The organism is Bacillus sp. FSL W8-0183, assembly GCF_038006825.1.
GTDB classification, from domain to species: domain Bacteria; phylum Bacillota; class Bacilli; order Bacillales; family Bacillaceae; genus Bacillus; species Bacillus altitudinis.
In genome coordinates, this window is record NZ_JBBOVY010000001.1 from 138725 (window position 1) to 151374 (window position 12650).

The window sequence follows — 12650 nt, forward strand, 5'->3', positions numbered from 1 at the left end:
GCCCCTTGCTAGATGTGAACAATTTTGAGTATATGAACATCGGTCTCGCATCACCTGATAAAATCCGTTCTTGGTCTTTTGGTGAAGTGAAAAAGCCTGAAACGATTAACTATCGTACACTGAAACCGGAAAAAGATGGTCTCTTTTGTGAACGTATCTTCGGACCGCAAAAAGACTGGGAATGTCATTGTGGAAAGTATAAACGCGTTCGTTATAAGGGTGTTGTATGTGACCGTTGTGGTGTAGAAGTAACACGGGCAAAAGTCCGTCGTGAGAGAATGGGGCATATCGAACTGGCTGCCCCAGTTTCCCACATTTGGTATTTCAAAGGTATCCCAAGCCGTATGGGTCTTGTTCTAGATATGTCACCACGTGCGTTAGAAGAAGTGATTTACTTCGCTTCTTACGTCGTGACTGATCCGGGCAACACACCGCTTGAGAAGAAACAACTTCTTTCTGAGAAAGAATTCCGTGCTTATTTAGATAAATACGGTAACACCTTCCAAGCAGCTATGGGTGCAGAAGCAATTAACAAACTTCTTCAAGATATCGATCTTGTGAAAGAAGTAGATACACTCAAAGAAGAGCTGAAAACAGCTCAAGGACAGCGTCGTACACGTGCGATCAAACGCCTTGAAGTGTTGGAAGCTTTCCGTAACTCAGGAAACAAACCGTCTTGGATGATCCTTGATGTACTTCCGGTTATTCCACCAGAATTACGTCCGATGGTTCAGCTTGATGGCGGACGTTTTGCTACTTCTGACTTGAACGACCTTTATCGTCGTGTCATCAACCGTAACAATCGTCTGAAACGTTTATTAGATCTTGGCGCGCCAAGCATCATCGTTCAGAACGAGAAGCGTATGCTTCAAGAAGCTGTCGATGCCTTGATTGATAATGGACGTAGAGGCCGACCAGTAACAGGACCAGGAAATAGACCATTGAAATCTCTTTCTCACATGCTGAAAGGGAAACAAGGGCGTTTCCGTCAAAACTTGCTTGGTAAACGTGTTGACTATTCTGGACGTTCCGTTATCGTCGTTGGACCACATTTGAAAATGTATCAGTGTGGACTTCCGAAAGAAATGGCTCTTGAACTATTCAAACCATTCGTGATGAAGGAGCTTGTTGAAAAAGGATTAGCTCACAACATTAAGAGCGCGAAACGTAAGATTGAGCGCGTGCAGCCGGAAGTTTGGGATGTTTTAGAATCAGTGATTCGTGAGCATCCAGTCTTACTAAACCGTGCACCAACTCTTCACAGACTTGGTATTCAAGCGTTTGAACCTACACTTGTGGAAGGACGCGCAATTCGTCTGCATCCACTTGTATGTACTGCCTACAACGCTGACTTTGATGGTGACCAAATGGCGGTTCACGTACCATTATCTGCTGAAGCTCAAGCTGAAGCTCGTATCTTAATGCTTGCTGCTCAAAACATTTTGAACCCGAAAGATGGAAAACCTGTTGTTACGCCATCTCAGGATATGGTGCTAGGTAACTACTACCTTACACTTGAGCGTAAAGGTGCTATCGGAGAAGGTATGGTCTTCAAAGATACGAACGAAGCCCTTCTAGCTTATCAAAATGGGTATGTGCATCTTCATACACGTGTAGCTGTTGCAGCTAACTCGTTGAAGAATGTGACATTCACTGATGAACAGCGTTCTAAATTGTTGATTACAACAGTTGGAAAACTAATCTTTAACGAAATCTTACCGGAATCATTCCCTTACATGAATGAGCCGACAAAGAGCAATATTGAAGAAAAAACGCCTGACCGCTTCTTCCTTGAAAAAGGAGAAGATGTCAAAGCTGCGATCGAGAAACAAGAAATCAATGCGCCGTTCAAAAAAGGTATTTTAGGTAAAATCATTGCGGAAATCTTTAAGAGATTCCATATCACTGAGACATCTAAAATGCTTGACCGCATGAAAAATCTTGGTTTCAAATACTCTACTAAAGCGGGTATTACGGTTGGGGTGTCTGATATCGTCGTATTAGATGATAAACAGAAGATCCTCGAAGAAGCGCAAGCAAAAGTAGATAACGTCATGAAGCAATTCAGACGTGGTTTGATTACTGAAGAAGAGCGTTACGAGAGAGTCATTTCGATCTGGAGTTCTTCTAAAGATGTCATCCAAGGTAAACTGATGAAGTCCCTTGATGAAGTCAACCCTATCTACATGATGAGTGACTCTGGAGCGCGTGGTAACGCATCTAACTTCACTCAGCTGGCTGGTATGCGTGGTCTGATGGCCAACCCGGCTGGACGTATCATTGAACTTCCGATCAAATCTAGTTTCCGTGAAGGTTTAACCGTATTGGAATACTTTATTTCTACTCACGGAGCGCGTAAAGGTCTTGCCGATACAGCTCTTAAAACAGCTGACTCAGGTTACCTCACGCGTCGTCTCGTTGACGTTGCGCAGGATGTTATCATCCGTGAAACAGATTGCGGTACAGACCGTGGAATCTTGGCGAAGTCCATTAAAGAAGGAAATGAAATTATTGAGAAACTTGAAGAACGTCTTATCGGACGTTTTGCAAGAAAACCAATTGTTCATCCTGAAACGGGCGAAGTCATTGTTGGCGAAAACGAACTAATTGATGAAGATAAAGCACTTGAAGTAGTTGAAGCAGGAATCGAGGAAGTATGGATCCGTTCTGCATTTACATGTAACACGCCTCATGGTGTATGTAAACGATGCTACGGCCGTAACCTTGCAACTGGTACTGACGTTGAAGTCGGTGAAGCAGTTGGAATCATCGCTGCACAATCGATCGGTGAGCCAGGAACACAGCTTACAATGCGTACGTTCCACACCGGTGGGGTAGCAGGAGACGATATCACTCAAGGTTTACCTCGTATCCAAGAGTTATTTGAAGCGCGTAATCCGAAAGGGCAGGCAACCATTTCTGAAATTGATGGTGTCGTTGCTGAAATTAACGATGTTCGTGACAAGCAACAGGAAATTGTGGTTCAAGGCGAAGTTGAAACTCGCTCTTACACAGCTCCTTACAATGCACGTCTGAAAGTTGTTGAAGGTGACAAAGTCACTCGTGGTCAAGTACTGACAGAAGGTTCAATCGATCCGAAAGAACTTCTTAAAGTGACTGACATGACAGCTGTTCAAGAATATCTGCTTCATGAAGTACAAAAAGTATACCGTATGCAAGGGGTAGAAATCGGAGATAAGCACGTAGAAGTAATGGTTCGCCAAATGCTTCGTAAAGTGCGTGTCGCTGATGCAGGGGATACAGATGTATTACCAGGCACACTTCTTGATGTACACCAATTCACAGAAGCGAACAAAAAAGTACTATTCGAAGGCAAACGTCCTGCAACAGGCCGTCCAGTTCTTCTTGGTATTACAAAAGCATCGCTTGAAACAGACTCATTCTTGTCTGCAGCATCCTTCCAAGAAACGACTCGTGTCCTAACAGATGCGGCGATCAAAGGAAAACGTGATGAACTGCTTGGCTTGAAAGAGAATGTCATCATTGGTAAACTTGTTCCTGCTGGAACTGGAATGCCAAACTACCGTAAAGTTAAGCCGGTTTCACAAGTGCAGCCGTCTGACGATATGGTTCCTGTAGAGTAATCTTTCTCTTAAGATTTCTATAAAAATCATCAAAAAATAGTGAAGGATGTCAAGATTATCTGTCAAACGATATTGACATCCTTCTGCCATGATGATAATATAACCAAGGTGCTCAAAATAAAACCTGTTACTTTGGAGGATATTCGATGTCTTATGATAAAGTATCACAGGCTCAATCCATTATTATTGGTACGAAGCAAACAGTAAAAGCTCTGAAACGAGATTCAGTGAAGGAAATCGTCGTAGCGAAAGATGCTGATCCTGCTTTAACCGCTAGTGTAATGAAACTAGCGCAAGAGAAGGGTGTAGACATTTTAGTGGTAGATTCCATGAAAAAGCTCGGCAAGGCCTGCGGAATTGAAGTTGGGGCAGCAGCTGTTGCCATTATGTTATAGCGTACTTGTTTTGTTTTTGCATGCTTAAAATGCAAAAGCATTGTTTTTTGCCTTTTGATGAACCACCTGGGTATGTGGGTTATAAAAAAAGTAATGAAGGGAGGAATAACAACATGCCTACAATTAATCAGCTAATACGCAAAGGACGCGTGAGTAAAGTTGAAAACTCAAAGTCTCCTGCACTTAACAAAGGATACAACAGTTTCAAAAAAGAGCACACTAACGTAACATCTCCACAGAAGCGCGGGGTTTGTACTCGTGTCGGTACAATGACACCGAAAAAACCAAACTCAGCACTACGTAAATATGCTCGTGTACGTTTGTCTAACCTGATTGAGGTAACAGCTTACATTCCTGGTATCGGACATAACCTACAAGAGCACAGTGTAGTACTTATCCGTGGCGGACGTGTAAAAGACTTACCGGGTGTACGTTACCACATCGTTCGTGGTGCGCTTGATACTGCCGGAGTTGACGGTCGTATGCAAGGACGTTCTAAATACGGAACAAAACGCCCTAAACAAAGCAAATAATATAAACAAACATAAGGGTTTTTAGAAGTTGAGTTCAGATCAGTGGAGTCAGGCAGCTGGCAATGAAATTGAGATGAAAGACAGATAGAAATCCTTTTAAAAGAGAAGGGAGGCTATTCAGATGCCACGTAAAGGTCCTGTAGCAAAAAGAGACGTTTTGCCAGATCCAATTTACAATTCTAAACTTGTATCTCGTTTGATCAACAAAATGATGATCGACGGTAAAAGAGGAAAGTCACAAACTATTCTCTACAAGTCATTTGATATCATCAAAGAACGTACTGGTAATGAAGCGATGGAGGTTTTCGAACAAGCCTTGAAAAACATCATGCCAGTTCTTGAAGTTAAAGCACGTCGTGTAGGTGGAGCTAACTACCAAGTTCCTGTAGAAGTTCGCCCAGATCGTCGTACGACTTTAGGTCTTCGCTGGTTAGTAAACTACGCTCGTCTTCGTGGAGAAAAAACGATGGAAGAGCGTCTTGCTAACGAAATCCTTGACGCAGCTAACAACACTGGTGCTGCTGTTAAGAAACGTGAAGATACACACAAAATGGCAGAAGCGAACAAAGCATTCGCTCACTACCGCTGGTAGGATTTATACCAAACTAAAAAAACTATTCCCTAATAAGGAAGGAGAAATTACCCAATGGCAAGAGAGTTCTCCTTAGACAAAACTCGTAATATTGGTATCATGGCTCACATCGATGCCGGTAAAACGACAACGACTGAGCGTATCTTGTACTACACTGGTCGTATCCATAAAATTGGTGAAACTCACGAAGGAGCTTCACAAATGGACTGGATGGAGCAGGAGCAAGAACGTGGTATTACAATCACTTCTGCTGCTACTACAGCACAATGGAAAGGTTACCGTGTAAACATCATTGATACACCAGGACACGTAGACTTCACTGTTGAAGTTGAACGTTCTTTACGTGTACTTGATGGTGCGGTTGCTGTTCTTGATGCACAATCAGGTGTAGAGCCTCAAACTGAAACAGTTTGGCGCCAAGCAACAACTTACGGAGTACCTCGTATCGTATTCGTTAACAAAATGGATAAAACCGGTGCGGACTTCCTTTATTCTGTAAGCACATTAAGAGATCGTCTTCAAGCGAACGCTCATGCAATTCAATTGCCGATCGGCGCTGAAGATCAATTCGAAGGAATCATCGACCTTGTAGAAAACGTAGCATACTTCTACGAAGATGACCTTGGAACTCGCTCTGATGCACAAGAAATCCCTGCTGAGTATAAAGACAAAGCTGAAGAGCTTCGCAGCAGCTTGATTGAAGCTGTCGCTGAGCTTGATGAAGAGCTTATGGAAAAATACCTTGAGGGTGAAGAAATCACAATTCCTGAATTGAAAGCTGCAATCCGTAAAGGAACTTTGAATGTTGAATTCTACCCAGTTCTTGTTGGATCTGCTTTCAAAAACAAAGGTGTTCAGCTTGTACTTGACGCTGTGCTTGACTACCTTCCTGCACCAACTGATGTTGCTGCAATCAAAGGTACATTGCCAGATACAAATGAAGAGGTTGTACGTGAGTCTACTGATGACGCACCATTCGCAGCTCTTGCATTTAAAGTTATGACTGACCCTTATGTTGGGAAACTAACTTTCTTCCGCGTATACTCTGGAACACTTGATTCTGGTTCTTACGTGAAGAACTCTTCTAAGAACAAGCGTGAGCGTGTTGGACGTATCCTTCAAATGCACGCAAACAGCCGTGAAGAAATCTCTACTGTATATGCAGGGGATATCGCAGCAGCTGTTGGTCTTAAAGATACATCTACTGGTGATACTCTTTGTGACGAGAAAAATCTTGTTATCCTTGAGTCTATGGAATTCCCAGAGCCAGTTATTGATGTAGCTATCGAGCCTAAATCTAAGGCTGACCAAGATAAAATGGGTATCGCTTTAGCTAAACTAGCTGAAGAGGATCCAACATTCCGTACACAAACAAACACTGAAACTGGTCAAACGATCATCTCTGGTATGGGTGAGCTTCACCTTGATATCATTGTTGACCGTATGAAGCGTGAGTTCAAGGTTGAAGCTAACGTAGGAGCTCCTCAAGTTGCGTACCGTGAAACATTCCGTTCTAGTGCAAAAGTTGAAGGTAAATTCGTACGTCAGTCTGGTGGACGCGGTCAGTTCGGACACGTTTGGATCGAATTCGAACCAAACGAAGAAGGAGCAGGCTTCGAATTCACAAATGCAATCGTCGGTGGGGTTGTTCCACGTGAATACATTCCAGCAATTCAAGCAGGTCTTGAAGATTCACTAGAAAATGGTGTATTAGCTGGATTCCCATTAATCGATATCAAAGCAAAATTATTCGATGGATCTTACCACGATGTTGACTCTAACGAAATGGCGTTTAAAATTGCTGCATCTATGGCATTGAAAAATGCTGTCAGCAAATGTAACCCAGTTCTACTTGAGCCAATGATGAAAGTAGAAGTCGTTATCCCAGAAGAATACATGGGAGACATCATGGGTGATATCACATCTCGTCGTGGACGTGTAGAAGGTATGGAAGCTCGCGGTAACGCTCAAGTTGTTCGCGCTATGGTTCCACTTTCTGAAATGTTCGGATATGCAACTGCACTCCGTTCTAACACACAAGGACGCGGTACTTTCACTATGCACATGGATCACTACGAAGAAGTGCCTAAGAGCATCAGTGAAGAAATCATCAAAAAAAATAAAGGTGAATAATTGATTTTGCCTTTAAACTAAAGTATAACTACTATTGAAGATCAGAAAGTGAGAGGTAACTCTTCACTTTCTATCACTCATACCAAATACAATGAACCTTTAAGGAGGATTTTTAGAATGGCTAAAGAAAAATTCGACCGTTCCAAATCGCATGCTAACATTGGTACAATTGGACACGTTGACCATGGTAAAACAACTCTAACTGCTGCTATCTCAACAGTTCTTCATAAGAAATCTGGTAAAGGTACAGCTATGGCTTATGACCAAATCGATGGTGCTCCAGAAGAGCGCGAGCGTGGAATCACAATCTCAACTGCACACGTTGAGTATGAAACTGAAACTCGTCACTATGCACACGTAGACTGCCCAGGACACGCTGACTATGTTAAAAACATGATCACTGGTGCTGCTCAAATGGACGGCGCGATCTTAGTAGTATCTGCTGCTGATGGTCCAATGCCACAAACACGTGAGCACATCCTACTTTCTCGTAACGTAGGTGTTCCTTACATCGTAGTATTCCTTAACAAATGTGACATGGTTGACGATGAAGAGTTACTTGAACTTGTTGAAATGGAAGTTCGTGACCTTCTTTCTGACTATGACTTCCCTGGTGACGATGTACCAGTTATCAAAGGTTCTGCTCTTAAAGCTCTTGAAGGTGATGCTGATTACGAAGCAAAAATCTTCGAACTTATGGATGCGGTTGATGAGTACATCCCAACTCCAGAGCGTGACACTGAGAAGCCATTCATGATGCCAGTTGAGGACGTATTCTCAATCACTGGTCGTGGAACAGTTGCTACTGGTCGTGTTGAGCGTGGACAAGTTAAAGTCGGTGACGAAGTTGAAATCATCGGTCTTCAAGAAGAAAACGGTAAAACAACTGTTACAGGTGTTGAAATGTTCCGTAAACTTCTTGACTATGCTGAAGCTGGTGACAACATCGGTGCACTACTTCGTGGTGTATCTCGTGAAGATATCCAACGTGGTCAAGTACTTGCTAAACCAGGTACAATCACTCCACATAGCCGTTTCAAAGCTGAAGTTTATGTACTTTCTAAAGAAGAGGGTGGACGTCATACTCCATTCTTCACTAACTACCGTCCGCAGTTCTACTTCCGTACAACTGACGTAACTGGTATCGTACATCTTCCAGAAGGTACTGAAATGGTAATGCCTGGCGATAACACTGAGATGGAAGTTGAACTTATCTCTACTATCGCTATCGAAGAAGGAACTCGTTTCTCTATCCGTGAGGGTGGACGTACTGTAGGTTCTGGCGTCGTTTCTACTATCATTAAGTAATAACAGTTAAAAGAGACTCCTTGCAAAAGGGTCTCTTTTTTTGCTTTTCCAGTGCATAACGGCTACTATAAGCTATAGAATCTAAATGGAACCGAGAGGATCACTGGAATGGCGAAGACAATGTTGAAAAAGTGGCCGATTGGCGGGCTTGATCAATGGATTATGATAAAAGAAGATCAAGCAGAAAAAACAAAACCTGTTTTATTATTTTTACACGGTGGCCCAGGCTCAGCTCAAATGAGTTATATCGATTCCTTTCATAAGGAACTTGATCAAGACTTCACTGTTGTTCATTGGGACCAGCGCGGTGCAGGACTGTCTTATCAAAAAAACATTCCTGAGTCTTCTATGACCATTGGGCAATTCGTAGAGGATACGATTGAGCTTACAGAAAAACTGCTTTCTTATAATGATCAAACGAAAATATACATTGCGGGTTATTCATGGGGATCATTAATTGCGATACAAGCTGTACATAAACGACCAGATTTGTATCATGCCTATTATGGAATTAGTCAGGTGGTTGATGTATTAAAAGAGGATATTGTATCGTACGAACTTCTTCTAAAAAAATATCAAGGCAAGCATTTCTTCACTAGGTGTCTAAGATTGCTGACACCACCCCCTTGGAAACGCACCTCTGCTCATGCTTTGTTCTCTCTATACAAAGAGTTCGCAAAAGTAGGGCTCACGCATAGGTGGAAGCCACTTTTTCAAATGCTGTATGCATTTCTCGTTAGTAAGCATTATCAGCTAAAAGATAAGTGGAAATTCCTTATGGGACAGAAGTATAGCCAGGATATGCTGTGGGACGAGCTGATGAACGAAAGCATTCAATACCGAGTTTCTTCTATATTAATACCCTGCTACTTTATCATCGGGGAACATGACATGATTACACCAGCTGCTGTATCAAAACCATATGTTGATCAACTTACAGCACCAATAAAAGAGTGGTTTACTTTTAAAGAATCTGCGCATTCTCCGCATATTGAAGAGCCAGAAGAATTTATTCGTATCGTCAGGAAGACAGCTACACATCATCTTCAGGGAAAGCTTGATTTATAGGCTGAACCCCTGTATAATATGAAAAGTGTGCAAATCATAAATTTATCCGATTTATTATTGCAACACGCAGGCCAATTTGTTACAATAGTGCATGTTGGTCTTTGACTGCGATGAAGTGAGAGGTTGCTGACACACCCGGCCGCTTTGCCATGGCAAGGTGATCAGGTTTTTCTCACGGAGAACTGTCTAACGTAAGTAGGCGAAAAGGAGGGAAAATAATGGCAAAACAAAAAATTCGTATTCGTTTAAAAGCATATGATCATAGAATTCTTGATCAATCTGCTGAGAAGATTGTTGAAACGGCTAAGCGTTCTGGTGCTAGTGTATCTGGTCCAATCCCGCTTCCAACTGAAAAATCAGTTTACACAATCCTTCGTGCGGTGCATAAGTACAAAGATTCTCGTGAGCAATTCGAGATGCGTACTCACAAACGTCTAATCGACATCGTGAATCCAACTCCGCAAACAGTTGATGCACTTATGCGTTTAGATTTACCATCCGGTGTAGATATCGAAATCAAACTTTAATTCAAATAGAAAACACATATTATAGGAGGTGTGACGAATGACCAAAGGAATCTTAGGTAGAAAAATTGGTATGACGCAAGTATTCGCAGAAAACGGTGATCTTATCCCTGTAACTGTTGTTGAGGCTGCTGCTAACGTTGTTCTTCAGAAGAAGACTACTGACACGGATGGCTATGAAGCAATCCAAATCGGTTTTGATGACAAACGTGAGAAGCTTTCTAACAAACCAGAGAAAGGCCACGTTGCTAAAGCGGAAACTGCTCCTAAGCGCTTCGTAAAAGAATTACGCGGTGTGGAGTTAGATGCGTATGAAGTTGGTCAGGAAGTCAAAGTTGATATTTTCGCAAATGGAGATATCGTAGATGTAACAGGAACATCAAAAGGTAAAGGATTCCAAGGGGCTATCAAACGCCACGGACAATCACGCGGACCAATGACTCACGGTTCACGTTACCACCGTCGTCCTGGTTCAATGGGACCTGTTGATCCAAACCGAGTATTCAAAGGTAAACTTCTTCCAGGACGTATGGGCGGAGAGCAAATCACTGTCCAAAATCTTGAGATCGTTAAAGTTGATGCAGAACGCAATCTTCTTTTGATCAAAGGTAACGTACCAGGAGCTAAAAAATCTCTAGTAACTGTAAAGAGTGCAGTTAAAACTAAATAACTCTCTTAGGAAAGGAGGAAACAAGTCATGCCAAAAGTAGCATTATTTAACCAAAACGGTTCTACTAACGGTGAAATCGAATTAAACGCTTCTGTGTTTGGAATTGAGCCAAACGAAAGCGTAGTATTCGATGCTATTCTTATGCAAAGAGCTTCCTTACGTCAAGGAACTCACAAAGTAAAAACTCGTTCTGAAGTACGTGGCGGAGGTCGTAAACCTTGGAGACAGAAGGGTACAGGTCGTGCTCGTCAAGGTTCTATCCGTTCACCACAATGGCGCGGAGGCGGTATCGTATTCGGTCCAACACCACGCAGCTATTCTTATAAATTACCTAAAAAAGTTCGCCGCTTGGCTATCAAGTCAGTATTGTCTTCTAAAGTAATCGACAACAACATCATCGTTCTTGAAGATCTTACTCTTGATGCAGTGAAAACGAAAGAATTCGCAGGCATCCTTAAAGGGTTATCTGTTGAGAAGAAAGCGTTGATCGTCACTGCGGATGCAAACGAAACAGTTGCTTTATCTGCTCGTAACATCCCTGGAGTAACAGTTGTTGAAGCTAACGGTATCAACGTTCTTGACGTTGTCAACCACGACAAACTTCTGATCACTAAAGCAGCGGTTGAAAAAGTAGAGGAGGGACTTGCATAATGAAAGATCCTCGTGATGTTCTAAAGCGCCCTATCATTACTGAACGTTCTGCTGATCTAATGACAGAGAAGAAGTACACGTTCGAAGTTGATGTCAGAGCTAACAAGACAGAAGTGAAAGACGCTGTTGAAGAAATCTTTGGAGTGAAAGTTGAGAAAGTCAACGTTCAAAACTACAAAGGTAAATCAAAACGCGTTGGACGCTACACTGGTATGACTAGCCGTCGCAGAAAAGCGATCGTGAAATTAACTGCTGACAGCAAAGAAATCGAAATTTTTGAAGCGTAAATCTTAAAAAGAAGGAGGGAAATTCAAAATGGCGATTAAAAAGTATAAACCAACCAGTAATGGTCGTCGTGGCATGACTACTTCAGATTTTGCTGAAATCACGACTGACAAACCAGAAAAATCGTTGCTTGCACCGCTTCACAGAAAAGGCGGACGTAACAACCAAGGTAGATTGACTGTTCGTCATCAAGGTGGCGGTCACAAACGTCAATACCGTATCATCGACTTTAAGCGTGATAAAGACGGTATACCTGGACGCGTTGCTACAATCGAGTATGATCCAAACCGTTCAGCGAACATCGCTCTTGTAAACTATGCAGATGGTGAGAAACGTTACATTCTTGCTCCGAAAGGAATCCAAGTTGGTACTGAAGTTACTTCTGGACCAGAAGCTGACATCAAACCAGGTAATGCTCTTCCACTTATCAACATCCCAGTTGGTACAGTTGTGCATAACATTGAATTAAAACCAGGTAAAGGTGGACAATTAGTTCGTTCTGCTGGTACTTCTGCTCAAGTTCTAGGTAAAGAAGGTAAATACGTTCTTGTACGTTTGAACTCTGGTGAAGTACGCATGATCCTTTCTGCTTGCCGTGCGACTATCGGTCAAGTTGGAAACGAACAACACGAACTAATCAACATCGGTAAAGCTGGACGTTCTCGCTGGAAAGGCGTACGCCCAACAGTTCGTGGTTCTGTAATGAACCCTAACGATCACCCACACGGCGGTGGTGAAGGACGCGCTCCAATCGGACGTAAATCACCAATGTCTCCATGGGGTAAACCGACTCTTGGATTCAAGACTCGTAAGAAAACCAACAAGTCTGATAAATTCATTGTACGTCGTCGTAAAAACAAGTAACGGGGTTGTCTACGGTTCATTT

The 12650-nt window shown here is 42.5% G+C and carries 12 protein-coding genes; all 12 read left to right on the plus strand.

What is annotated here, in order from left to right; genetic code table 11:
• The first annotated feature begins 5 nt into the window (after window positions 1-5).
• The 12 genes from rpoC (at window position 6) to rplB (ending at window position 12628) form a co-directional block, all read left to right on the plus strand.
• Window positions 6-3605: a DNA-directed RNA polymerase subunit beta' gene (gene rpoC / locus NSQ64_RS00745; RefSeq protein WP_007496298.1), complete on the plus strand. Its 3600-nt coding sequence runs from the start codon at window positions 6-8 to the stop codon at window positions 3603-3605.
• 146 nt (window positions 3606-3751) lie between these two features.
• Window positions 3752-4000 carry a 50S ribosomal protein L7ae-like protein gene (locus NSQ64_RS00750; RefSeq protein WP_008345416.1) on the plus strand — a complete coding sequence of 83 codons (249 nt, stop codon included), beginning with the start codon at window positions 3752-3754 and terminating at the stop codon, window positions 3998-4000.
• Window positions 4001-4113: 113 nt separating this feature from the next.
• Window positions 4114-4533 (plus strand): 30S ribosomal protein S12, encoded by a 420-nt coding sequence (rpsL, locus tag NSQ64_RS00755; protein WP_003216962.1) that lies wholly within the window; start codon window positions 4114-4116, stop codon window positions 4531-4533.
• 121 nt (window positions 4534-4654) lie between these two features.
• Window positions 4655-5125: a 30S ribosomal protein S7 gene (gene rpsG, locus NSQ64_RS00760; RefSeq protein ID WP_003216884.1), complete on the plus strand. Its 471-nt coding sequence runs from the start codon at window positions 4655-4657 to the stop codon at window positions 5123-5125.
• A 54-nt stretch (window positions 5126-5179) separates the two neighbouring features.
• Window positions 5180-7258: an elongation factor G gene (gene fusA / locus NSQ64_RS00765; RefSeq protein ID WP_007496301.1), complete on the plus strand. Its 2079-nt coding sequence runs from the start codon at window positions 5180-5182 to the stop codon at window positions 7256-7258.
• A gap of 117 nt (window positions 7259-7375) precedes the next feature.
• On the plus strand, window positions 7376-8566 hold the full coding sequence (gene tuf, locus NSQ64_RS00770) for an elongation factor Tu (RefSeq protein ID WP_007496302.1): 1191 nt from the start codon (window positions 7376-7378) through the stop codon (window positions 8564-8566).
• Between the two features lie 108 nt (window positions 8567-8674).
• A complete protein-coding gene (locus NSQ64_RS00775; RefSeq protein WP_341014577.1) occupies window positions 8675-9634 on the plus strand; it encodes an alpha/beta fold hydrolase in 960 nt (319 codons plus the stop codon).
• A 218-nt stretch (window positions 9635-9852) separates the two neighbouring features.
• Window positions 9853-10161 (plus strand): 30S ribosomal protein S10, encoded by a 309-nt coding sequence (gene rpsJ, locus NSQ64_RS00780; RefSeq protein ID WP_003156464.1) that lies wholly within the window; start codon window positions 9853-9855, stop codon window positions 10159-10161.
• Between the two features lie 37 nt (window positions 10162-10198).
• Window positions 10199-10828, plus strand: coding sequence for a 50S ribosomal protein L3 (rplC, locus tag NSQ64_RS00785; protein ID WP_007496311.1), 630 nt, complete (start codon window positions 10199-10201; stop codon window positions 10826-10828).
• 27 nt (window positions 10829-10855) lie between these two features.
• Window positions 10856-11479 (plus strand): 50S ribosomal protein L4, encoded by a 624-nt coding sequence (rplD, locus tag NSQ64_RS00790; protein ID WP_007496312.1) that lies wholly within the window; start codon window positions 10856-10858, stop codon window positions 11477-11479.
• Window positions 11479-11766, plus strand: a complete 288-nt coding sequence (gene rplW, locus NSQ64_RS00795) for a 50S ribosomal protein L23 (RefSeq protein WP_003217016.1) — start codon at window positions 11479-11481, stop codon at window positions 11764-11766. Before rplD ends, rplW begins: the two co-directional genes overlap by 1 nt.
• 28 nt (window positions 11767-11794) lie before the next feature.
• Window positions 11795-12628, plus strand: a complete 834-nt coding sequence (gene rplB / locus NSQ64_RS00800; RefSeq protein WP_007496314.1) for a 50S ribosomal protein L2 — start codon at window positions 11795-11797, stop codon at window positions 12626-12628.
• The last annotated feature ends 22 nt before the right edge of the window (window positions 12629-12650 follow it).

Coding starts and splice junctions, on each gene's coding strand:
- rpsL (WP_003216962.1), top strand. CDS start 4,114: ATGCCTACAATTAATCAGCTAATACGCAAAGGACGCGTGAGTAAAGTT.
- rplB (WP_007496314.1), top strand. CDS start 11,795: ATGGCGATTAAAAAGTATAAACCAACCAGTAATGGTCGTCGTGGCATG.
- rplD (WP_007496312.1), top strand. CDS start 10,856: ATGCCAAAAGTAGCATTATTTAACCAAAACGGTTCTACTAACGGTGAA.
- NSQ64_RS00775 (WP_341014577.1), top strand. CDS start 8,675: ATGGCGAAGACAATGTTGAAAAAGTGGCCGATTGGCGGGCTTGATCAA.
- rpsJ (WP_003156464.1), top strand. CDS start 9,853: ATGGCAAAACAAAAAATTCGTATTCGTTTAAAAGCATATGATCATAGA.
- tuf (WP_007496302.1), top strand. CDS start 7,376: ATGGCTAAAGAAAAATTCGACCGTTCCAAATCGCATGCTAACATTGGT.
- rplC (WP_007496311.1), top strand. CDS start 10,199: ATGACCAAAGGAATCTTAGGTAGAAAAATTGGTATGACGCAAGTATTC.
- fusA (WP_007496301.1), top strand. CDS start 5,180: ATGGCAAGAGAGTTCTCCTTAGACAAAACTCGTAATATTGGTATCATG.
- rpsG (WP_003216884.1), top strand. CDS start 4,655: ATGCCACGTAAAGGTCCTGTAGCAAAAAGAGACGTTTTGCCAGATCCA.
- NSQ64_RS00750 (WP_008345416.1), top strand. CDS start 3,752: ATGTCTTATGATAAAGTATCACAGGCTCAATCCATTATTATTGGTACG.
- rplW (WP_003217016.1), top strand. CDS start 11,479: ATGAAAGATCCTCGTGATGTTCTAAAGCGCCCTATCATTACTGAACGT.